We start from the raw sequence: 20,107 nt of genomic DNA on the forward strand, positions 1-20,107 counted from the left end.
AGCCCGGACTGACCGCGTTGACCCGCACTCCGTGCGGCGCGAGTTCGAGGGCCAGACTGCGGGTCAGCCCCAGCCGAGCGCGTCCTTCCACCCCTGCGGCAGGAGCGCGTAGCCGACGAAGGCGACGACGTCGAGCAGGGTGTGCGCGACGACGAGCGGCACCACCCGCTGCCGGCCCCACCGGCTGGTGTAGAACCACGAGAACACCAGCCCCATCACGACGTTGCCGAAGAACGGGCCGATGCCCTGGTACAGGTGGTACGAGCCGCGCAGCAGCGAGCTCCACACCACGAACCACAGGCGGGACCATCCGAGGTCGCGGGTGCGCTCGTGCAGGTACGCGACGGCCACGACCTCCTCGAGCAGACCGTTCTGCAGGGCGGCGAGGACGAGGGCCGGCACCGTCCACCAGTGCTCGTTCAGGGCGCTGGCCTGCACCTGGACCGTGATGCCGAGCAGGCGGCCGAGGGCGTAGAACGCGAGCCCAGGGATGCCGATGGCGGCTGCCAGCGCGAAGCCCCACGCGACGTCGCGGCCGGGTCGCGCGTCCTCCAGACCCCAGTCGAGGCCGATCCGACGACGCGTGCCCCGCCACGTGGCGCCCGCCCGTCCGCTGAGCAGGTACAGCGCCAGCGCGACCGGGACCAGCGCGAAGAAGATCCCCAGCAGCTGGTAGGTGAGGTCGAGGAGCGAGCGGTCCGACTGGCTGGCGTTGAGGGTCGCGGACTGCTCCGCGAGCGGGGTCTCGGCCGTGAGCCTCGCGATGATGTTGACCAGGGCGTACACGCCGCTCTGCCCCAGGCTGAGGCCCAGCACGATCCAGATCTCGGCGGTGGTGCGGCGTCGCGCCGCGGGCGTCATCGTCTGCGGGTCGGCCACCGTCCGGTTATAGCACCCGCCCCTGGACGGCGATCAGGAGGACGGGGGGCGTCCGGGACGCCGGGTGGGCGCCGCGTCGCGCGGGAGCCGCCCGGCGTCCTTGAGCGCCCGGCGCAGCAGCAGGTCGATCTGGGCGTTGACGCTGCGCAGGTCGTCGGCGGCCCAGCGGGCGACGGCGTCGTGGATCGCGGGGTCGAGGCGCAGCAGCACCTGCTTGCGCGCGGGCCGGGCGGGACGCCCGAGACCCTCAGGACGCTCGGCGCCCGGGGACGACGGCGCGTCGTCCCCGGGCTCTTCCCCAGGTGCAGGGGGTGCGGGCGTCACTGGTACAGCGATCCCGCGTTGACGACGGGGGTGGCGCGGCTCTCGCCGCACAGCACCACCAGCAGGTTGGAGACCATGGTGGCGCGGCGCTCGTCGTCGAGCGTGACGACGCCCTCGGACTCGAGGCGGTTCAGCGCGTCCTCGACCATCGAGACGGCGCCCTCGACGATCCGCGAGCGGGCGGCGATGATCGCGCCCGCCTGCTGGCGCTGCAGCATGGCCTGGGCGATCTCCGGGGCGTAGGCGAGGTTCGAGATGCGGGCCTCGACGACCTCGACGCCGGCGACCGCGACGCGGGCGGCGACCTCCGCCGCGATCTCCCCGGACACGAGCTCCGTCGCGCCGCGCAGCGACTCGACGCCGTCCCCGCCATCGTACGGGTGGGACATGGCCACGTGCCGCAGCGCCGACTCGGCCTGCACGGAGACGAAGTCGTCGTAGTCCTCGACGGCGAAGCTCGCCCGGGCGGTGTCGGCCACCTGCCAGACGACGATCGCGGCGATGTTGATGGGGTTGCCGTCGGCGTCGTTGACCTTGAGCTCGCTGGTCTCGAAGTTGCGGACCCGCACCGACACGCGGCGCTTCGTGCTGAGCGGCACGGTCATGACCAGGCCCGTGCGGCGGATCGTGCCGAGGTAGCGGCCGAACAGCTGCACGACCAGCGTCTCGCCGGGGCTGATCACGGAGATGCCGGTGAGCACCGCGAGCGCGAGCAGCAGGCCGACGGCCAGGAGCCACACCATGGCCGGGGCGTCGTTCGAGACGGCGCCGAGCGTGCCGAGTGCGAGGACGAGCAGGGACAGGACCACGCCGAGGACGGCGCCGCCCGCGCCGACCGACCAGGCGGCGCGTTCCTCCACCTCGACGCGGGTCCCGTCGTGGCCGACGGGACGGCCGGCGGGGGTGCCGCCGGTGGTGGCCTGCGGGGGAGTGCTGTCGCTCATCGGTGCTCCAGGGTCGGGGGACGCGCGGGTCGGGTGCGCTGCGATAGCAAAGTGATATCACATTTCCGAGGGGTTGTGCACGGAGCCGCTCAGTGCCATGATCGACAAAGCAGTTTGCGGCGCAAAGTCGTCTGCAGGATCTCCGAGAGGCAGCGATGACCGAACACCCCGACCGCCCTGGCGACGCCAACGACGACGCGGGGCTGGCCGCCGCCGACTCGCTCCGGCTCATCCGCGAGCAGCAGGACCGGGCCCGCGCGGCCCTCGGGCCGGACGGCCGCGCACTCTACGGCGCGTGGGGCGTCGCGTGGCTGGCCGGCTACCTCGTGCTGTGGTTCAGCGCGCAGGGCCGCGAGCAGCCGGAGGCCTGGGCGTACTGGGTCTTCGCCGGCGCCCTCGCCGCGGCCGTCGTGTTCACGATGGTGCACACCATGAGCCGCACGTCCGGCACGCGCGGCGTCTCCGCCCGGACGGGCGCGATGTACGGCTGGGCGTGGATGCTCGGCTTCCTCACCTTCAGCGCGTTCCTCGGCGGGCTCGCCCGTGCGGGAGCGGACGGGGAGCTCATGGGCCTCGCCAGCAACGGCGGCGCGTGCCTCGTCGTCGGGCTGCTGTACCTGGGCGGGGCGGTCGCGTTCGACGACCGCTCCCTGTTCGTCCTGGGCGGGTGGATCCTGCTGGTCGCCGCGGCCGCGACGCTCGCCGGCCTGCCCCTCACCTACCTCGTGATGGCGTTCGCCGGCGGGGGCGGCTTCCTCGTGATGGCCCTCGTCGAGCACCTGCGCATCGTGCGCCGACGGCGCCGGGTGGGGGAGGGGGCGGGCCGTGGCTGACGCCCTCGACCCGGTCATCCACGCGCCCGCCCGGCTGCGCGTCGTCGCGACGCTCGCCGCCCTGGACGCCGGCGACGAGCTGAGCTTCCCCAGGCTGCAGAAGCTGCTCGACATGACCGCCGGGAACCTGTCCGCCCACCTGCGCAAGCTCGAGGACGCGGGCTACGTCCGCGTCACCAAGACCCACGAGGGCCGCACCCCCGCGACCTACCTCGCGCTCACCCCGCAGGGGCGCCGCGCGTTCGAGGACTACCAAGAGGCCCTGACCGGCCTGCTGAGAGGAGCCGGATCATGACCCGCACCCGCCCCCCGGAGCGTGCACCCGCCCGGGTCGACGCGCCGTCCGCGCCCGACGCCGCGCCCGACGCTCCGTCCGACCCCGGGCACGCAGCGGTGCCCGCCGTCGTCGCCGTGCGCGGCGTCACCCGGCGGTTCGGCGACGTCGTCGCGCTCGACGACGTGTCGCTCGACGTCGGCCCCGGCGAGCTCGTGGGGCTGCTCGGGCCCAACGGGGCCGGCAAGTCCACGCTGCTCTCGCTGGTCAGCGGCCAGCGCCGCCCCGACGCGGGCACCGTGCGCCTGCCGGGCGGCGACCCGCGCGACGCCGCCAGCCGCGCCGGCCTCGGCATCACCCCGCAGGAGACGGGGCTGCCCGCCACGCTGCGGGTGCGCGAGGTGGTCGACTTCGTGGGCGGGCACTTCGCCGACCCGGTGCCCACGGGCGAGCTGCTGGAGCAGTTCGGGCTCGCCGACCTGGCCCGCCGCCAGACGGGCGCCCTGTCCGGCGGGCAGAAGCGGCGGCTCGCCGTCGCGCTGTCGCTGGTGGGGCGGCCGCGCGTCGTCCTGCTCGACGAGCCCACCACCGGGCTCGACGTCGGTGCCCGCCAGGCGCTGTGGGACGCGATCCGCGCCTACCACGCGGCCGGCGGCACGGTGCTGCTCACCAGCCACTACCTCGAGGAGGTGCAGGCGCTGGCGCAGCGCGTCGTCGTCATCGACCGCGGCGTGGTGCGGGCGGACGACACGCTCGACGCCATCCTGCGACGCGTGGGCCTGCGCCGGGTGGCGCTCCGCGCGACGGCGGACCTGGCCGCGTGGCCCGGCGTCGTGCGCTCCGAGCGCCTCGACGACGGCACGCAGGAGCTGTACACGGCGGACGCCGACGAGCTCGTCCGGTCGCTGGTGCGCGACGACGTGGACTTCCACGACCTCCGCATCCGGGGCGCGAGCCTCGAGGAGGCGTTCGAGGAGATGGTGACGGAGGCGGCACGATGAGCGCGACGACGACCCCCGCCCGGGCGGGGACGGCCCCGGGACCGCTGCGGCTGACCTGGCTGCACCTGCGCTACCAGTTCCTCGAGACGGTGCGCGTGCCCATCGCGGTGCTCGGCAACATGCTGTTCCCGGCGTTGGCGATGTTCTTCTTCGTCGTGCCGCAGCGCGAGGTCGCGAACAACCCGCTGTGGGCGACCATGTCGGTGGCGAGCCTCGGCCTGTTCGCCGTCTGCTCGGCGAGCCTGTTCACCTACGGGCTGGGCGTGGCCGAGGACCGGCAGCTCCCGTTCGACCCTTTCCTGCGCTCCCTGCCCGCCGGCCCCGGCCCTCGGATGGTCGCGCGGATCGGCAACGGCGCGATCTTCGCGCTGTTCGGGCTGGTGCCGCTGATCCTCATCGGCTGGCTGTTCACGGCGGCGACCGTGACGTTCGGGCAGCTGCTCGCCGGGGTGGGCACCATCCTGCTGGTCTCCGTGCCGTTCGTGCTGCTCGGCATGGCGGTGGGGTACTCGCTGTCCGCGAAGGCCGCGCTGCCGGTCGTGCAGGCGGTGCTGTTCCCCCTGGCGTTCGCGGGCGGCCTGTTCCTGCCGCCGCAGGCGTTCCCGGAGTGGCTGGACGCGATCTCGCAGGCCACCCCGACGCGCGCCGGTCGTGACCTGCTGGTGCAGGCGCTCACCGGCGAGCCCGCCTACGGGCTGGCGTGGGTCGTGCTGCTGGGCTGGACCGCGCTGTTCGCCGTCCTCGCCGTCGGCGCCTACCGCCGCGACGAGGGCCGCCGCTTCCGCTGATCCCGGGGAAGCGTTGTGGGTGGGATCGTGCCCGGTTTCGCACCGATAACGGGCCACGATCCCACCCACAACGCTTCGCGGTCAGCCGGCGCGGCGCAGGCGCAGCGAGTTGCCGACGACGATGACGGACGACGCGGCCATGGCCGCCCCGGCGATCATCGGGTTGAGCAGCCCCGCCGCGGCGAGCGGGATGGCCGCCACGTTGTAGGCGAACGCCCAGAACAGGTTCTGCTTGATCACGCGCAGCGTGCCGCGCGAGAGCCGGACGGCGGCGGGCGCGGAGCGCAGGTCGCCGCGGACGAGCGTGATGTCGCTCGCCTCGATCGCGACGTCGGTGCCCGTGCCCATCGCGAGCCCCAGGTCCGCGGTGGCGAGGGCGGCGGCGTCGTTCACGCCGTCGCCGACCATCGCCACGACCCGGCCCTCGGTGCGCAGTCGCGTCACGACCGCCGCCTTGTCCTGCGGCAGCACGCGGGCGATGACGTCCTCCTCGGCGATGCCGACCTCGCGGGCGGCGACGCGGGCCGCGCCCTCGCCGTCGCCGGTGAGCAGCACCGGCCGGAGCCCGAGGTCGCGCAGCTCGCGCACGGCCTCGGCGGACGTCGCCTTGACCGGGTCGCGCAGCACGACGACGCCGCGGGCGGCACCGTCCCACGCGACGACGACGGCGCTCGCCCCGGTCGCCTCGGCGTCGGCGAACGCTGCTGCCAGTCCGTCCGTGCCGCCGACGTCGAACGCGACGCCCTGCCCGGCCAGCCATGACGGTTGCCCCACGAGCACCCGCCGGGCGTTCAGCCCGCCGTCCGCGGCGAGCCCGGCGAGGCCCGAGTGCGCCCGCCGCACGACCGCCTCGACCCCGCCGCCCGGCGTGGCGCGGAAGTCGAACGCCTGCAGCGCGCCGATCCCGACGCCGTCCGCCCCGGTCCCGACCGAGCTGTCGGGGCCAGGACCCTCAGAACCTGCTCGTGGCCCTGACAGCTCACGTGCGGCGGCGGCCACCGCGTGGGCGATCGGGTGCTCGCTGAGGGCCTCGACGGCGCCGGCGTACGCCAGCACCTCCCGCTCCCGCGAGGTGTCAGGGTCAGGACTCCCAGAACCTGCTCGTCGCCCTGACAGGTCGGGGACGAGCACGCGCTCCACCTGCATGCGGCCCTCGGTGACGGTGCCGGTCTTGTCGAGCACGACGGTGTCGACGCGGCGGGTGGACTCCAGGATCTCCGGGCCCTTGATGAGGATGCCGAGCTGCGCGCCGCGGCCGGTGCCGACCAGCAGGGCGGTGGGCGTCGCGAGGCCGAGGGCGCAGGGGCACGCGATGATCAGCACCGCGACGGCGGCGGTGAACGCGAGCTGGACGTCGGCGCCGGCCAGCAGCCAACCCACCAGGGTGAGCACGGACAGCCCGATGACGATCGGCACGAAGACGGCGGAGATGCGGTCGGCGAGCCGGGCCACGGGGGCCTTGCCGGTCTGCGCCTGGGACACGAGCCGCCCGATCTGCGCGAGCGTGGTCTCCTCGCCCACGCGCGTGGCGCGCACCAGCAGGTGGCCGGACGTGTTGACGGTCGCGCCGGTGACGGCGTCCCCGGGGGCGACGTCGACCGGGACCGGTTCGCCCGTGAGCAGCGACGTGTCGACGGCGCTCGCGCCCTCGACCACCTCGCCGTCGGTGGCGACCTTCTCGCCCGGCCGCACGACGAACACGTCGCCGACGGCGAGGTCCGCGACGGGCACGCGATCGGTGACGCGCCCGCCGTCGGGACCGGTCAGCGGCGCGCCGTCGGGGCCGAGCCGTACGCGTTCGGCGTCCTTCGCGCCCAGCTCCAGCAGGGAGCGCAGGGCGTCGCCGGCGCGGCGGCGGGAGCGGTGCTCGGCGTACCGGCCGGCGAGCAGGAACGTCGTGACGACCGCCGCGACCTCGAAGTACAGCTCGGGCGCGCCGCCCGACTCGGACGGGATCAGCGACGGCCGCATCCGCATCCCGAGCTCGCCCGTGCCGCCGAGGGTGAGCGCCCACAGCGACCACAGGGTCGCGGCGATCACGCCGAGGGAGACCAGCGTGTCCATCGTGGACGCGCCGTGCCGGGCGGCCCGCGCCGCGGCGGTGTGGAACGGCCACGCGCCCCACGTCACGACCGGCAGCGCGGCGGCGGCGACCACCCACTGCCAGCCCGTGAACTGCAGCGCGGGGATCATCGACAGCGCGACCACCGGCACGGTGAGCACCGCGGACGCGACGAGCCGACGGCGCAGGTCCGCGCCGCGGGCGTCGCCCGGGGCCGACGTGTCAGACGTGTGGTGCGCCGGGGTGCGCTGAGCGTCCGACTGGTCGGGGGCGGGCGGTGCGACGTCGCGGCGGCCGGTGACGCGGGCGCCGTAGCCGGCCTTCTCGACGGCTTCGACCAGCGCGGCGTCGTCGACGGGCGCGGTGAGCTCGACGTGGGCGCTCTCGAGCGGCAGGTTCACCGTCGCGGTGACGCCGTCGACGCGGTTGAGCCGCTTCTCGACGCGCGCCACGCACGACGCGCAGGTCATGCCCTCGATGGCGAGGTCGATCTCCAGGATCGGAGGGCCGGCGGCGGGCCCAGCCGGGTCGACCGGCGAGGGCGTGGGGGTGCTCATGAGGGTGACTCCCTGAGGTGCTGGGTGGAGGTCACCCGCGACGACCCGGGGCGGCGGGGTCGCGGTGGGGGCGCCGGGTCGGGGGACGGCGGCGCGGCGCGGAGGGCCTGGGTCGCGGCGGCCCGGCCCGGGGCGGGCGGGGCGGGCGACGGTTCGGCAGGCGGTCCGCGGGGGTGGCTCCGGGGAGCGGGGACTCAGGCGCGCGGGGGCACGGCCAGGTCGTAGGTCTTCTGCGCCGGGGCGGTCTCGGTGGCGGAGGCCTCACCGGTGCCGCAGCCGCAGGCGCAGTTGTGCGCCTCCTGGCGGGCGGGCGCCTGAGCGGCCTGCTGGGCGGCGAGCGCGTCCTGCTGGACGGCGACGGACTCGACGTCGTAGCCGGCCTCGTCGACGGCCTCGCGCAGCGCGGCCTCGTCGAGCGGGGCGTCGGAGAAGACGGTGACGTCGGAGGTACCGCCGACGTGCAGCTCGACCGAGACGTCCTCGACGCCGGGGACGGCGGAGAGGTCCTTGGTCACGTGCGCGACGCAGTTGCCGCAGGTCATGCCGGTGACGCCCAGGGTGGTGACGGTGCTCATGCGTGCTCCTTCATCGAGGGTGGATCAGCAGGGGGTGAGACGTGGGTCAGGACCGGACGAGCCGGCCGATGGCGTCGGCCGCCTCCTTGACCTTCGCGGCGCCCTCGGCCTCGGACGCGCGGGCCGCGTCGACGACGCAGTGGCCCAGGTGGTCCTCGACGAGGCCGATGGAGACGGCCTGCAGCGCCTTGGTCACGGCGGACACCTGGGTGAGGATGTCGATGCAGTAGACGTCCTCGTCGATCATGCGGGCGATGCCGCGCACCTGGCCCTCGATGCGGCGCATCCGCTTGAGGTACGCCTCCTTGTCGGAGGCGTAGCCGTGCGGGCCGTCGTGCGGGTGGCCGCCGTCGGTCGCGAGGTCGGGGAGGGGCGTACCGGTGTCGGTCATGGGTCCACAATACCCCTAGGGGGTACGTCGTCAACCCCTGGTGCTCAGGCGATGCGGAACGGCGCCACCAGCAGGTCGTCGCGGCGAGAGCTGTGGCCGACGAGGAGCTCGAAGTCGCCCGGCTCGACGACGCGGCGGCCGGCGGCGTCGACGATGGTGCAGTCCGCGGCGGGCACCTCGATCTCGACGACGACGCTCTCGCCGGGCGCGAGCGGCACGCGGCGGAAGGTCTTCAGCTCCCGGTCCGCCCAGGTCACGGACGTGACCCGGTCGCTCACGTACACCTGCACGGTCTCCATCGCCGGGCGGGCCCCGGTGTTGGCGACGGTGACGCGACCCCGCACCACGCCGTCGGCCGCGACGTCGGCGGCGTCCAGCTCCAGCCCGGAGTACTCGACCGTCGTGTACGACCGGCCCTCGCCGAACACGTACGGCGGGCGCTGCGTGAGGTCCGCGTACCGGGTGCCGTGCTGGCCGCGCACCTGGTGGTAGAACACCGGCTGCTGCCCGGCGTGCAGCGCGTAGGAGATCGGCAGGCGGCCGGTCGGCTCGACCAGCCCGAGCAGCAGCTCCGCGACGGCCCGGCCGCCGCGCATCCCGGGGTTGGCGGCGTGCACCAGGGCGGCGGCTCGGCCCACGGCCTCGGGCAGCACGAGCGGCTTCGAGGCGACGAGCACGACGACGACGGGCGTGCCCGTCGCGACCAGCCGCTCCAGCAGCTCGGCCTGCCCGCCCTGCAGCTCGAGCGTCGCGGTGGACCTGCCCTCGCCCGCCAGCGCGACCTCGTCGCCCAGCACGGCGACGACGACGTCCGCGGCGCGGGCCGCGTCCTCCGCCTCGGCCAGCAGGGCCGGGTCGGACGGCGCGGGCAGGGCCGCCGGCGGGCGCGGCTGCCCGTCGGGGAAGTGCGTGCCGTCGGGGTCCGGTCCCAGCTCGACGATGTCGGCGCCGCGGGCGTGCGTCACCTCCCACGACGGCGGCATGACGGCGCGCAGCCCGTCCAGCACCGTCTCGGTCAGCTCGCGCGGGTGGCCGTCGCGGATCCAGCTCACCTGCCCCGACGCGCCGGCCCAGTCACCGAGCTGGGCGTGCGGGTCGTCGGCGTTCGGCCCGACGACGGCGACGCGCAGCGGCGCGGCACCGGTCGGGGCGACCGCGCGCCCGTCGTCGTCCGCCACGAGGCCGCCCGTGAGCGGCAGGGTGCCGTCGTTCTCCAGCAGCACCAGCGAGCCACGCGCGACGTCGAGGGCGAGGTCGCGGTGCTCCGCCGAGCCGACGACGGCCTCGATACGCTCGGCGACGGGCGCCCGCGGGTCCTCGAACAGCCCGAGGTCCACCTTGAGGCGCAGGATGCGCCGCACCGCGTCGTCGAGCCGCTTCTCGTCGATGCGCCCGTCGGCGAGGGCCTCCTGCGCGCCCTCGAAGAACGTCGGCGTCGCCATGATGACGTCGTTGCCGGCGTCGACGGCGGCGGCCGACGCGGCCGCGTGGTCGGGGCTGACGAACTGCTCCCACACCATGCGGCCCACGTTGTCCCAGTCGGTGACGAGGGTGCCGTCGAAGCCCCACTCGTCCTTGAGCACGCCCTGCAGCAGCCAGCGGCTGGTCGTGATGGGGACGCCGTCGATGGCCTGGTAGCCGATCATCACGGTGCGCACGCCCTCGCGGACGACGCGCTCGAACGGCGGCAGGAACCAGGAGCGGAGCTTGCGCGGCGTGAGGTCGGCCTCGGTGGCGTCGCGGCCGCCCTGGGTCTCGGAGTAGCCGGCGAAGTGCTTCGCCGTCGCGAGCACCGCCGTCGGGTCGGTGAGGCCCTCGCCCTGGTAGCCGCGCACCATCGCGGCGCCCATCTCCCCGATGAGGTGCGGGTCCTCGCCGAACGTCTCGTTCACGCGGCCCCAGCGCAGGTCGCGCGTCGCGCACAGCACGGGGGAGAAGGTCCAGTGCAGGCCGGTCGCGGCGGCCTCGACCGCCGTCGCGCGCGCCGCCCGCTCCACCAGGTCGAGGTCCCACGTGGCCGCCATCCCCAGCTGGCTGGGGAAGACGGTCGCGCCGGGGAAGAACCCGTGCCCGTGGATGGCGTCGTCCGCGACCAGCAGCGGGATCCCCAGCCGGGTGCCGCGGGCCAGCTCGATCGCCTCGACGACGCGCGAGGGCGACGCGTGCAGGATCGACCCCGCCAGCCGCTCGACGACGATCTCGTCGAGGTCGTCCATCGCGTTGAGCTGCAGCATCTGCCCGACCTTCTCGGGCAGCGTCATGCGGCTCAGCAGGTCCTCCACCCGTGCGGCGGGGGAGAGGGAGGGGTCGCGGTACGGCAGGTCGGTCATGGGTTCACGGTCCTCGATCGGTGCGGAAACAGCGAGATCGAGGTACCCGCGTCGAGATCGACCTTCGGTGGGTCGACCTCGGCACGGGCACCTCGATCTCGGGCGGTCAGCGGACGGTGAGGCCGTTCGCCTGCGCGACGGAGCCGAGCCAGCCGAGCGACGGTTTCGGGCGGCGCTCGAACGTCTCCTTGTCGAACTCGACGAGCCCGAACGTGGGGCGGAACCCGGAGGCCCACTCGTAGTTGTCCAGCAGGCTCCAGTGCAGGTAGCCGCGCACGTCGATGCCGTCGGAGATGGCGGCGTGCAGGCCGGCCAGCGCGCCCTCGGTGTAGTCGATGCGGCGGGCGTCGTCCTGCGTCGCCATGCCGTTCTCGGTGACGAACACCGGCACGCCCTCGGTCTTCTCCCATGCCGAGCGCACGCCGTGCTCCAGGGCGAGGGGGTAGAACTCCCAGCCGGTGAGGGTCGTCTCGACGCCCTCGGGCACCTGGCGCGGGCCGTCGGGGCCGATGATGGTGCGGGTGTAGGCCTGGACGCCCACCCAGTCGTCGCCGCGGGCGGCCTCGAGGTACCAGTCGTCGCGCTGGTGGCCGTACTCGTGGGCCACGTCCTCGCAGCCCGGCTCGGGCTGGAAGTCCTGGGTGGCGACGGTCCAGCCGGAGCTGATGCCGCCCACGCCGGCGAGGATCTCGCGCGAGCGCCGGTGCGACTCCAGCAGCGTGTCCGCGACCTGCAGGTCGGGGGCGGGCAGCCCGTAGGCGACCAGGTTGGCCGGGTCCTCACCGCCGGCGATCATCGCGGCGATGTTGGGCTCGTTGATGGTGCAGACGTAGTCGACGTCGTTCCCGAGGATCGGCAGGGCGAGCTCGGTGAAGCGCGCGAAGCGGTCGGCCGCCTTCGGGGAGCGCCACATGCCCTCCTCGTAGAACCAGCGCGGCACCGTGAAGTGCATGAGCGTGACCATCGGGGTGATGCCGAGCTCGAGGCACGTCTCCACCATGCGGCGGTAGTGCGCGATCTCGGCGCGGGAGACGAAGCCCTCCTCGGGCTCGATCCGCGCCCACTCGATGGAGAAGCGGTACGTGTCGAGGCCGGCGTCGCGCAGGAGCGTCATGTCCTCGCGGTAGCGGTGGTAGCTGTCGGCGGCGTCGCCGCTGGGCTCGACGATCGAGGTGCCGGCGGCGTGCTCGCGCACCCACCAGTCGCTGGAGACGTTGTTGCCCTCGATCTGGTGGGCCGCGGTGGCGGCGCCCCAGCGGAAGCCCTCGGGGAAGTGCAGCACGGGATGGTCCTTACGTTGTGGAGCGGTGTTCGGGGGTGGCTCAGCGGGAGGAGGTCCAGAAGCCGGCCAGGAGGTCCGCCGTCGCGGCGGGGTTCTCGACGTTGGGGAGATGACCGGCGTCGGCGATCACCTCGTAGCGGGCGCCGAGCCGCTCGGCCATGGCGCGCTGCCACGGCTGCGGCCACGCCGCGTCGTCCACGCCGTGCGCGACCAGCACCGGCAGGCCGGTCGCGGCCAGGTCGGGCGTCACGTCACGGACGTCGGCGAGGACGTCGATCGCGCCCAGCAGGTTGTCCGTGCTGGTCGCGATCGAGCGGTCGCGGTGGAAGCGGGCGTCGACGTCGAGGGCGGCCAGGGCGGCCGGGTCCTCGGACAGGCGCCGGGCGAGCCCGGGGTTGTCGAGCGTCCACAGGTCGACGAGCCCGGCGGCGGCGAGCAGCCGGTCGCGCTCGGCGTCCTTGCGCCCCGGCCAGCCGTGCGGGCCCGAGCAGAGCAGGGTGAGGCTGACGAACGACGCGGCGTCGCGCGCGGCCGTGGCCGCCGCGACCGTGCCGCCGAAGCTGTGCCCCAGCAGGTGGAGGTCGCCGGCGGGGATGCCGGCGGCCGCGCCCACGACGGCGGCGACGTCGAGCGCGTCGCCCGTGAAGTCGTCGCGGCGGTAGGCGCCCACCCCGCGCGGCGCGACCGAGTCGGCCTGCCCGCGCTGGGAGTACGTCCACGCCTCGACCCCGCGCTCGGCCAGCAGCGGCAGCAGCAGCCGGTGGTCCTCCCGCGACCCGGTGAACCCGGGGACCAGCAGCGCGACGGCGCGGCGCTCCACGCCGTCCGGCACGACCGACCGCAGCGCGGTCAGCGGGCCCACCGGCACGTCCAGCACCAGCGGCTCGACGCCGTCGGGCAGCGGCAGCACGGAGAACGGCGCCCCGGGGCGCACCTGCGGGGCCGCGCTCACGACGCCGCCCCGTCGGCGAACCGCCGCGCGGGCTGCGGGATCGCGTCGAGCAGCTGGGTCGTGTACGCGTCCTCGGGGAACCGGAGCACCTGGGTGGTGCCGCCGGACTCCACGACCTTGCCGTGGTGCAGCACCATGATCTGGTCGGTGACGACGCGCGCGGACAGCAGGTCGTGCGTGATGTACAGCAGCGAGACGCCGAGGTCGGCGCGCAGGTCCTCCAGCAGGCTGAGCACGCCGGCGCGCAGCGACACGTCGAGCATGGAGACCGGCTCGTCGGCGATGAGCACCTGCGGGTTCGACGCCAGGGCGCGCGCGACGACGACGCGCTGGCGCTGCCCGCCCGACAGCTGGTGCGGCAGCTTGGCCGCGTACTGCTCGACGGGCGTGAGGCCCACGGTCTCGAGCAGCTCCAGCACGCGCTCGCGCGCCGCCTCGCCCTTGAGCCCGGTGAAGTTCTCCACCGGCCGCGTGAGCGTGTACTCCACGGTGTGCAGCGGGTTGAGCGCCGAGTACGGGTCCTGGAAGACCATCTGGACGTCGGCGTGCAGCGTCTTGAGCTGGCGGCGGCGCAGCCGGTCGACCCGCAGGTCGCCGAACGTCACGGTGCCCGACGTCGGCCGCTCCACGCCGGTGACCATCTTGGCGATGGTCGACTTGCCGGAGCCCGACTGGCCGACCAGCGCCATCGCGGCGCCCGGCTCCAGCCGGAACGAGACGTCGTCGACGGCGGTGACCGCCTTCTCGCCGCGGCGCGGCGGCGGGTACACCTTCGACACGTGGTCGACGACGATGGCGTCGTGCGCGGCCGCGCGCCCCTCGTGAGCGCCCGTGCGGGCCGCGCCGTCCTTCGCCCCGTCGGTCGCTGCGGCCGCAGGGGCCTTGCGCTCGAAGCCGGGCAGCTCGACGACCTCGGCCCGCGGGTCGGCGTAGTGGCTCAGCAGCATCTGCGTGTACGGGTGCGCGGGCGCGGAGAAGATCTGCCGCGAGGCGCCGTCCTCGACGATCTCGCCGTCGTGCATGACGACGACGCGCTCGGCGGACTCCAGCACCACGCCCAGGTCGTGCGAGATGAGCACGGCGGTGAAGCCCTCCGCGGCCTGCAGCTCGCGGATGGTGTCCATGACGGCGTGCTGCACCAGCACGTCGAGGGCGGTCGTGGGCTCGTCGAACACCATGAGGCGCGGCTCGAGCGACAGGGCCAGCGCGATCGAGACACGCTGGCGCATGCCGCCGGAGAGCTCGCCGGGGTAGCGGTCGAGCACCGTGGACGGCAGCTGCACCTTGTCGAGCAGCTCGACGGCGCGCTGGCGGCGCCTGCCCTTCGGCACGTGGCCGTGCGCCGCGAAGATGTCGCCGAAGTGGTGCGCGATGGTGCGCACCGGGTTGAGCGCGTTCATGCCCGACTGGAGCACCATCGCGAACCCGCCGCGGCGCTGCACGCGCAGCTCCTCGGCGTCCAGGTGCGCGATGTCGGTGCCGTCGAACACGATGCGGCCGGCGGAGATGCGCGCCGGGGCCTTGGCGAGGCGGGTGACGGCGAAGCCGAGCGTCGACTTGCCGGAGCCGGACTCGCCGACCAGGCCCACGAACTCGCCCTGCTCCAGGGTGAGGTTCGCGTTCTTGACGGCGTGCGTCGGGACGGCCCCGCGGGGCTCGTAGACGACGGACAGGTCCTGGATCTCGAGCAGGCTCATCGGCCGGTCCCTTCCCGCAGGCGCGGGTTGGACAACCCGTCGACGCCGAAGTTCACGAGGGTCATGGAGGTCGCCAGCAGCGCGATGCACAGACCCGGGGCGAACAGCAGGATCCACTGGCCGGTGAGGATCGCCATCGAGTTCTGGGCCCAGAAGATCATCGAGCCCCAGCTCACGGTGGCCATGTCGCCCAGGCCGAGGAACGACAGGCCGGACTCGGCGAGCACCGCCGACGTCGCGGCGCCGAAGAACGACCCCGCGATCATCGAGGTCATGTTCGGCAGGATCTCGCGGAAGATCACGCGGGCCGAGCTCTCGCCGGAGAAGATCGCCGCCGTCACGAAGTCGCGCGAGCGCAGCGACTGCGTCTGCGAGCGCAGCACGCGGGCGCCCCACGCCCAGCCGGTGATGACGACGACCAGGATGATCATCGGCAGCCCGCCGTTCTGCAGGTACGCCGCGATGATGATCATCAGCGGCAGGCCCGGCATCACGAGGAAGAGGTTGACGAGGAAGTTGACGACGTCGTTGCCCCAGCCGCGCAGGTAGCCCCACGACAGGCCGATGACGACGGCGACGACGGTCGACAGGCCGCCGGCGACGAAGCCGACGAGCAGGGAGACGCGGGCGCCGTAGATCACCTGGGACAGCACGTCCTCGCCGGCGCCGGTGGTGCCGAGCCAGTGCGCGGCGCTGCCGGGCTCGTTGCGGGCGAACGAGTCGTCGTGCGGGGAGTACGGGGCCAGCAGCGGCGCGAAGATCGCCATGAGGACGAACAGGCCCAGGATGACGAGGCCCACGCGGGCCTTGGGGTTGGCCCAGACGGTGGCGAACGCGCGGCCGAGCACCTGGCCGGTGCGGCCGAGACGGGTGCGGGCGGGCCGCTGCGGTCCGCGGGCCGCCTCGGGGGCGGGACCCTCGGGGTCCGGGATCGTCGCGGTGGTGGTGGTGGTCGGGTCAGCCATCGGGGTCACCGCCTCGTTCGGGGGTCGAGGACGCCGTAGAGGATCTCCACCAGGAAGTTCGCGAGCAGCACGCTCACGGTGATCATGAGGAAGAGGGCCTGCATCAGCGGGAAGTCCTGGTTGGTGACGGCGTTGAACAGCAGGTAGCCGACGCCGGGGTACGCGAACACCTGCTCGACGAGCAGGGAGCCGCCGACGACGCCGCCGAGCGCCATGCCGAACCCGGTGAGGTTGGGCAGGATCGCGTTGCGGGCGGCGTAGCGGATCGCGACCGTGCGGCCGCGCAGGCCGTTGGCCTCGGCGAACGTCACGTAGTCGTCACCGAGCGTGTTGATCATCGTGTTGCGCATGCCGAGGATCCAGCCGCCGAGCGACGTGATGAGGATCGTCACCGCGGGCAGGGCCGCGTGGTACAGCACGTCGCCGAGGAACTCCCACGACAGGTTCGGCACCGCGGTCGCGGAGTAGGCGCCAGAGGTGGGGAACCAGCCGAGCACGTAGCCCAGGAAGAAGACGATGAGCAGCGCGGTCCAGAAGTAGGGGAACGCGGAGAGGAAGCTGCCGGCCACCGTGGGCAGGGAGTCCATCCAGGTGCCGCGCTTCCAGGCCGCCCCGATGCCGATCAGGGTGCCGAGCACGAACGCCACGACGGTCACGGCGCCGACCATGATCAGCGTCCAGGGCAGGGCGCCGGCGACGAGCTCGGAGACCTGCTGCGGGAAGAAGGTGTACGACACCCCGAAGTCGAGGTGGATGACGTTGTTCAGGTACGTGACGTACTGGTCCCAGATGCTGCCGCCGGGCACGCCGAGCTGGGCCTCGATCGCCGCCTGCACCGACGGCGTCACAGGGCCGTTCTGGGCGAGCTTGGCGATGGCCGCGTCAGCGGGCGAGCCGGGCATGAGGCGCGGGATGACGAAGTTCAGCGTCACCGCCGCCCACAGCGTGAGGACCAGCAGGCCGAGCTTGCGGAGCGCGTAGCGCAACGGAGCCTCCGGGTCGGTGGTCGGTGGTCGGTCGGTCGGTCGGGGTGGGGTCGTGCGGGCGATCGTCGTGGGTGGGCTCGTGGCCCTGTTTCGTGTCGGAACAGGGCCACGGGCCCACCCACGACGACCTGACCGGGTCAGCCCTGGGCGGGCTCGAGGTGCGTGAGGATCAGCAGCGGGGTGGAGTCCCACGTCTTCGGGGAGGCGTAGGGGTCGTCCGCGCTGGGCCAGCCGGTGAAGTTCTTGTTCGAGAACAGGCCCCACGAGCCGCCGTAGAACAGGGCGATCATCGGCAGCTGCTCGTAGGTGATCTGCTCCAGCTGGTGCGTGATCTCGAGCTGCTTCGCCTCGTCGGTGGTCACCTTGAGCTCGGCGAGCAGCTCGTCGGCCTCCTTCGACTCGAAGCGGCCGAAGTTGCCGGCGGAGGTCTTGCCGACGGGCAGCAGGAACTCCGAGCCCATGAGGCCGTTGTAGTCCTGGAACGGCTGCCCGGTGCCGCCGACGGTGCCCATGATCATGTCGAAGTCGCCCGTGCGGAGCTCCTTCTGGTACGCCGCGGCCTGCGGCTGCACGACGGTGACGTCGATGCCGATCGCGGTGAGCTGGCCCTTGACCTGCTCGACGCCCTGCAGCCAGTCGGACCAGCCGTTCGGGGTGGTGATCGTGACCTTCAGCGGCTTGCCGGACGAGTCGACGAGCTTGTCGCCCTTCTTCGTGTACCCGGCCTTCTCGAACGAGGCGAGGGCGGCGTCGGTGTCCTGGTCGACGTAGCCCTGGTTCGGGATCGACGGGTCGAGGATGGCCTCCTGGTTCGGCAGCATGAGGCCGGTCTGGCTGGCCCGGTCGACGTAGCCCTGCTCGGCCTTGTCGGCGATGACCTGCTTGTCCAGGGCCAGTGCGATGCCCTTGCGGAAGTCGACGTCGTCGTACGGCGCCTTCGTCATGTTCGGGATCAGCGAGATCGCCGCGCCCGCCGGGAACCAGTAGGTGTTGTTCTCGGGGTCGGCCTTGACCCAGGTGTCCTCGACGTCGCTCATGAACGCGTAGGCCCAGTCGTAGCCGTTGTTGACGATGTCCAGCTCGGAGTTGGCGGCGGGCTGCACGAGCTCCTCCACGGCCACCTTGTCCGCCTGCCAGTACGTGTCGTTCTTCGTCAGCGTGTACTGGTTCGGCGTGAACTCGCCGAGCGTGTAGGGGCCGGAGCCGACGGGCTCCTCGTTGGTCCAGGTGACCGGGTCCTTGACCTCGGACCAGATGTGCTCCGGCACGATGAGCTGCTGGGCGAGGATCTTCGCGGCCGGGACGTCCTCGGTCTTCAGGTGCATGACGACCGTGGTGCCGTCCACCTCGACCGACTTCAGGTGCGACCAGGCACCCTTGAGGTCCATCTCGGGGTGCTTCTTGACGAGGTCGAAGGAGTACTTGACGTCCTCGGCGGTGAGGGGCTCGCCGTCCGACCACGTGACGCCGTCACGGATGGTGAAGACGACGGTCTTGGCGTCGGGCTGCTCGTACCCCGTGGCCAGCCAGGGGGTCTCCTCGCCGCTCATCTCGTTGATGATGACCAGCGGCTCGTACATGTACGTCGTCGTGTTCCGCTTGCCGGACGAGTACGGGTTGAAGTTCCGGTCGAACGTCGGCGAGCCGTTGTCGGCCGCGATGAGCATCGACGTCGCGCCGCCGGCGGCGCCGTCGTCACCCTTGTTCTGCACCGGTGCCGAGCAGGCCGCCGTGGCCAGCACCGCGACGGTGGCCGCGATGGCGGCCAGGCGCCGCCCCGAGCGCGCTGTGCGCGTCATGGACATCCACTCCTCTTCGTCGAGGCCTCTCCTGTGAGGGCCCGCGCACGCCGGGGTCGGCGTGCGACGTCCCGGCGAGTGTATGCGCATACATTTCGGAGCGGCAAACCGTGTGGCCAACGGCCCGGGCGTGCGTTGCGGTGCCCCCGGGCGGCGAGGGTCACGAGCAGCCGCAGCTCTCGCGCAGCAGCACGCGGACGGGCAGGTTCACCGTGGCCGCGGGCGCCGACGGGTCGGCCAGGCGCGTGCGCAGCAGCTCCACGGCGGCGCGCCCCAGCTCGACCATCGGCTGGCTCACGGTGGTGAGCCGCGGCATCGACGCCTGGGTGGCGTCGATGCCGTCGAACCCGGTGAGGACGACGTCTCCGGGGACGTCGATCCCCGCCTCGGTGAGGACGTCGAGGAAGCCGAGCGCCGTCTGGTCGTTGGAGCACACCAGCGCGCGGGGGAGCGCCTGCCCCGTGGCCCCCGCCCCCCGGCCGGTCACGTGGGCCTGGAGCATCCGACGGGCGAGGTCGCGGGCGCCGGCCCGCGTGAAGTCGCTGCGTGCCGCCGGCTCGTCGGGCACCGGCAGGCCTGCCGCGGCGAGCGCGTCGCGGAAGCCCTGGAAGCGCTCGTGCGCGTCGGGGGAGTCGAACGGCCCGCCCACGAACGCCAGGTCGCGGAGGCCGTGCTCGGCGATGAGGTGGTCCACCAGGGCGCGGGTGCCCGCGCGGTTGTCCACCGAGATGTGGTCATAGGCGTCGTCCTGCGGCGGGCCGGCCATGACGACGACGGGGACGCGGCGGGCGATGTGCGCCAGCAGGTCGTCGGGCACCGACTTCGACAGCACCGCCAGGCCGTCCACGCGTCCGGCGAGCTCGTTGACCGCCTGCGCGCGGCGCAGCCCCCGCGCGACGCCGATCATCACCGCGTGGCCGGTGCGCCACGCCTCCAGCTCCGCGCCGCGCATCACCTCGCCGAGGTACAGGTTGCTCCAGCGCGCCGTGACCGGGCCGCCGACGTCGCGCACCACCTCGACCGCCTCGCCCACGCGCACCGGGTCGGGCAGGTCGGCGGCCTCGTCGATGCCGTCCACGTCGGGGAAGCACAGGCCCAGCACGCCCGTCGAGCGCGCCGCCAGCCCGCGGGCCGCGCCGGACGGCACGTACCCCAGCTCGCGGATCGCCTCGTGCACCACCGTGCGGGTGCGCTCGCGCACGTCGTCCGGGCGCCGCAGCACCCGCGAGACCGTCGCGATCGAGACCCCCGCGCGCTGCGCGACGTCGTACACCGTGGGGGCCTTCGCCACCGGAACTCCTTGACCGCATCCCTCGCCCGCACGGCCGTGCGAGCGGTCCCACGATAGTGAACGCGCATACATCTCTGCATCGCGGCTGGTCAGGCTCTCCCGAGCGCGCCGCCTCGTCGAGCAGCCCACCCCGACAACACCTTCCAGCAAGCGATCTGTCGCGCCATCGGACCGGAC

18 protein-coding genes are annotated in these 20,107 nt (G+C 73.5%); 4 read left to right on the forward strand and 14 right to left on the reverse strand.

Translation table 11 applies throughout. The annotated features are described in order from the left end of the window. Positions 1 to 63: 63 nt before the first annotated feature. The 3 genes from ACFWEK_RS06430 to ACFWEK_RS06440 all read right to left on the reverse strand — a co-directional run bounded on the left by ACFWEK_RS06430 (position 64) and on the right by ACFWEK_RS06440 (position 2,147). Positions 64 to 861: a CPBP family intramembrane glutamic endopeptidase gene (locus ACFWEK_RS06430; RefSeq protein ID WP_430553509.1), complete on the reverse strand. Its 798-nt coding sequence runs from the start codon at positions 859 to 861 to the stop codon at positions 64 to 66. Positions 862 to 912: 51 nt separating this feature from the next. After that, positions 913 to 1,089, reverse strand: a complete 177-nt coding sequence (locus ACFWEK_RS06435; protein WP_430553497.1) for a hypothetical protein — start codon at positions 1,087 to 1,089, stop codon at positions 913 to 915. Between the two features lie 110 nt (positions 1,090 to 1,199). Continuing rightward, positions 1,200 to 2,147 carry an SPFH domain-containing protein gene (locus ACFWEK_RS06440; protein ID WP_430546587.1) on the reverse strand — a complete coding sequence of 316 codons (948 nt, stop codon included), beginning with the start codon at positions 2,145 to 2,147 and terminating at the stop codon, positions 1,200 to 1,202. 155 nt (positions 2,148 to 2,302) lie between these two features. Here ACFWEK_RS06440 and ACFWEK_RS06445 point away from each other — a divergent pair, with 155 nt between their 5' ends. From ACFWEK_RS06445 to ACFWEK_RS06460, 4 genes are read left to right on the forward strand one after another with little or no spacing between them, the layout of a single operon-like run. After that, positions 2,303 to 2,980, forward strand: coding sequence for a hypothetical protein (locus ACFWEK_RS06445; protein ID WP_430553498.1), 678 nt, complete (start codon positions 2,303 to 2,305; stop codon positions 2,978 to 2,980). Further along, positions 2,973 to 3,275, forward strand: coding sequence for a transcriptional regulator (locus ACFWEK_RS06450; RefSeq protein WP_430553499.1), 303 nt, complete (start codon positions 2,973 to 2,975; stop codon positions 3,273 to 3,275). The genes ACFWEK_RS06445 and ACFWEK_RS06450 overlap by 8 nt, the downstream gene beginning before the upstream one ends. Next, positions 3,272 to 4,255, forward strand: coding sequence for an ABC transporter ATP-binding protein (locus ACFWEK_RS06455; protein ID WP_430553500.1), 984 nt, complete (start codon positions 3,272 to 3,274; stop codon positions 4,253 to 4,255). The genes ACFWEK_RS06450 and ACFWEK_RS06455 overlap by 4 nt, the downstream gene beginning before the upstream one ends. After that, a complete protein-coding gene (locus tag ACFWEK_RS06460; protein WP_430553501.1) occupies positions 4,252 to 5,043 on the forward strand; it encodes an ABC transporter permease in 792 nt (263 codons plus the stop codon). The genes ACFWEK_RS06455 and ACFWEK_RS06460 overlap by 4 nt, the downstream gene beginning before the upstream one ends. 81 nt (positions 5,044 to 5,124) lie before the next feature. On the opposite strand, the gene ACFWEK_RS06465 is transcribed toward ACFWEK_RS06460, so the two are convergent. From ACFWEK_RS06465 to ACFWEK_RS06515, 11 genes are all read right to left on the reverse strand, one after another. Then, positions 5,125 to 7,662, reverse strand: a complete 2,538-nt coding sequence (locus ACFWEK_RS06465) for a heavy metal translocating P-type ATPase (RefSeq protein ID WP_430553502.1) — start codon at positions 7,660 to 7,662, stop codon at positions 5,125 to 5,127. Between the two features lie 194 nt (positions 7,663 to 7,856). Continuing rightward, entirely contained in the window at positions 7,857 to 8,237 is a 381-nt protein-coding gene (locus ACFWEK_RS06470) for a heavy-metal-associated domain-containing protein (protein WP_430546582.1), read from the reverse strand. Between the two features lie 46 nt (positions 8,238 to 8,283). Beyond that, a complete protein-coding gene (locus ACFWEK_RS06475) occupies positions 8,284 to 8,628 on the reverse strand; it encodes a metal-sensitive transcriptional regulator (protein WP_430553503.1) in 345 nt (114 codons plus the stop codon). 44 nt (positions 8,629 to 8,672) lie between these two features. Then, positions 8,673 to 10,958, reverse strand: a complete 2,286-nt coding sequence (locus ACFWEK_RS06480; protein ID WP_430553504.1) for a glycoside hydrolase family 3 N-terminal domain-containing protein — start codon at positions 10,956 to 10,958, stop codon at positions 8,673 to 8,675. A gap of 106 nt (positions 10,959 to 11,064) precedes the next feature. Next, on the reverse strand, positions 11,065 to 12,240 hold the full coding sequence (locus tag ACFWEK_RS06485; RefSeq protein WP_430553505.1) for a glycoside hydrolase family 1 protein: 1,176 nt from the start codon (positions 12,238 to 12,240) through the stop codon (positions 11,065 to 11,067). Between the two features lie 40 nt (positions 12,241 to 12,280). Further along, positions 12,281 to 13,192 (reverse strand): alpha/beta fold hydrolase, encoded by a 912-nt coding sequence (locus ACFWEK_RS06490; protein ID WP_430553506.1) that lies wholly within the window; start codon positions 13,190 to 13,192, stop codon positions 12,281 to 12,283. Continuing rightward, entirely contained in the window at positions 13,189 to 14,889 is a 1,701-nt protein-coding gene (locus ACFWEK_RS06495) for an ABC transporter ATP-binding protein (RefSeq protein WP_430553507.1), read from the reverse strand. Before ACFWEK_RS06495 ends, ACFWEK_RS06490 begins: the two co-directional genes overlap by 4 nt. Next, a complete protein-coding gene (locus ACFWEK_RS06500) occupies positions 14,886 to 15,854 on the reverse strand; it encodes an ABC transporter permease (protein ID WP_430546575.1) in 969 nt (322 codons plus the stop codon). Before ACFWEK_RS06500 ends, ACFWEK_RS06495 begins: the two co-directional genes overlap by 4 nt. A 5-nt stretch (positions 15,855 to 15,859) precedes the next feature. Further along, positions 15,860 to 16,840: an ABC transporter permease gene (locus ACFWEK_RS06505; RefSeq protein WP_429730146.1), complete on the reverse strand. Its 981-nt coding sequence runs from the start codon at positions 16,838 to 16,840 to the stop codon at positions 15,860 to 15,862. A 137-nt stretch (positions 16,841 to 16,977) separates the two neighbouring features. Next, entirely contained in the window at positions 16,978 to 18,639 is a 1,662-nt protein-coding gene (locus ACFWEK_RS06510; RefSeq protein ID WP_430553508.1) for an ABC transporter substrate-binding protein, read from the reverse strand. 160 nt (positions 18,640 to 18,799) lie between these two features. Next, complete coding sequence (locus ACFWEK_RS06515) at positions 18,800 to 19,930, reverse strand: LacI family DNA-binding transcriptional regulator (RefSeq protein ID WP_430546573.1); 1,131 nt, start codon at positions 19,928 to 19,930, stop codon at positions 18,800 to 18,802. Between the last annotated feature and the right edge of the window lie 177 nt (positions 19,931 to 20,107).

The sequence above is a fragment of the Isoptericola sp. NPDC060257 genome (assembly GCF_042726645.1).
GTDB classification, from domain to species: domain Bacteria; phylum Actinomycetota; class Actinomycetes; order Actinomycetales; family Cellulomonadaceae; genus Isoptericola; species Isoptericola nanjingensis.